This window comes from Streptomyces sp. adm13(2018), assembly GCF_008042145.1.
Taxonomy (GTDB): domain Bacteria; phylum Actinomycetota; class Actinomycetes; order Streptomycetales; family Streptomycetaceae; genus Streptomyces.
Genome location: NZ_RDBH01000192.1, coordinates 1 through 1,325 on the forward strand (window position 1 = coordinate 1; position 1,325 = coordinate 1,325).

Annotated in this window: 3 protein-coding genes; 2 read left to right on the plus strand and 1 reads right to left on the minus strand. The window is 72.4% G+C overall.

Annotated elements, in window-relative coordinates; genetic code table 11:
* Positions 1-428: 428 nt before the first annotated feature.
* Together EAO70_RS38625 and EAO70_RS35420 are read left to right on the plus strand one after the other, a co-directional pair.
* Entirely contained in the window at positions 429-650 is a 222-nt protein-coding gene (locus EAO70_RS38625) for a hypothetical protein (RefSeq protein ID WP_222723510.1), read from the plus strand.
* Positions 647-862, plus strand: a complete 216-nt coding sequence (locus EAO70_RS35420) for a hypothetical protein (protein ID WP_148006912.1) — start codon at positions 647-649, stop codon at positions 860-862. Before EAO70_RS38625 ends, EAO70_RS35420 begins: the two co-directional genes overlap by 4 nt.
* Before the next feature lie 73 nt (positions 863-935).
* Here the strand turns inward: EAO70_RS35420 and EAO70_RS35425 are convergent, their stop codons facing one another.
* On the minus strand, positions 936-1,208 hold the full coding sequence (locus EAO70_RS35425; protein WP_148006913.1) for a hypothetical protein: 273 nt from the start codon (positions 1,206-1,208) through the stop codon (positions 936-938).
* Between the last annotated feature and the right edge of the window lie 117 nt (positions 1,209-1,325).

Here is a 1,325-nt window from a genome sequence, read left to right on the forward strand (position 1 = left end):
GCGCGGGCTCGATCGTAGGCCGAACGGCGTCCGGCGGAGCGCCCGGGGGTTCGCGGAAGCCGGTCGGAAGCGCGCGGCACGCCCGTTCGGCAATGCCGTCGCATTACGGGATCCCGCCGATTATCGGGGCCGCTTCCGGCCTCGCCATTCGTATTTCCTGCCTCGAACAGGAAGATGTGTGCGCCCTGGGCGAACACCAGTCCGCCCGGCGTGTTCCATTCGGCCCCGCGGCCTTCCCGTGATAACCGAATGCGTCTCCGGGGAAAGTCCCGCATCCCGCCGCACGCCTGCGGCCAGGGGTTAACTCGGCGCGTACGTGAGCCAGTTGCCCGCGCCGTACCTCCGTCGATCCTACGGATCCGGCCCCACTCTGGTGAGCCGAAGCCGGAAATGGATTCAGAAAGGCATACGTTGGTGAGGAAGACATCATGAAGAAGACCACGGGGGCCATCGAAGTCGCACACGAGGTGGTGACGGAATTGAACAAGCCGCTCGCGGAGGCCGGAATCCCGTGTCCTCCGCCCGGGCCCGAAGCCGTCGCCCTCGCCGCCGATCCTCCGAGGCCCCTCGTCGCCATGGGATGCCACACGGTGGATTCGGCCCGGCCGCGCGCCGCCGCCGTCCCGCCGGGGGAGGAGAACCGGTCATGACACTGCCCATCGGGTCGTACGTCGTCGAGATCCGCACCGGACGGGTCGGGAGGGTCATGGGTCACGAAGGGCCCTACGTCCAGATCCGGCCGCTGGGCGGCGGACGGGAGTGGGACGTGGAGCCCGACGGGGTCCGCGAGGCCACCGCCGCCGAGCGGCTGAGCGCCGCCACGGCCCACGTGAACGCGCGGAGCCGCGGCGAGGTGCCCTGACTCCCGGGTGGGCGCGGAGCGGAACGCCCGGCGGGGAGGGGATCTCCCGGCCGGGCGTTCGCCGTACGACGGATCAGGCCTGCCGCTGGACCCGGAGTGCCCGGAACCCCTTCACGGCGATGACCGAGCCCAGGAGGACGGCCCCGACGAGCATGAGCGCGCCCTGGTCCAGGGCGAGGCCGGCCAGCAACGTCAGGGAGCTCACGGCGTCGAGCAGATCGAGCCGGGCTTCGGTCCTGACCGCGGGGTCGGGACGGCGCATCCGGCGGACGGCGGGAACGAGGGCGACGAGCTGCAGGAGCAGCAGGGCGGCGAGCACCCAGCGGAACGCGACGGGTATGTCCACGCCCGGAGCGTACGCCCCGGCACCCCCACCGGGAGGTGGACGGGAGGTGAACTCTCGGCCTCCCGCGCGGGCGCGCGCCCCGGCGCCTCCCGCCCGCCCCGAGGGCCCGTGCCACTC

Bases quoted from the DNA above. Each gene is read 5' to 3' on its own strand.
- EAO70_RS38625 (WP_222723510.1), top strand. From the start codon at position 429: ATGAAGAAGACCACGGGGGCCATCGAAGTCGCACACGAGGTGGTGACG.
- EAO70_RS35420 (WP_148006912.1), top strand. From the start codon at position 647: ATGACACTGCCCATCGGGTCGTACGTCGTCGAGATCCGCACCGGACGG.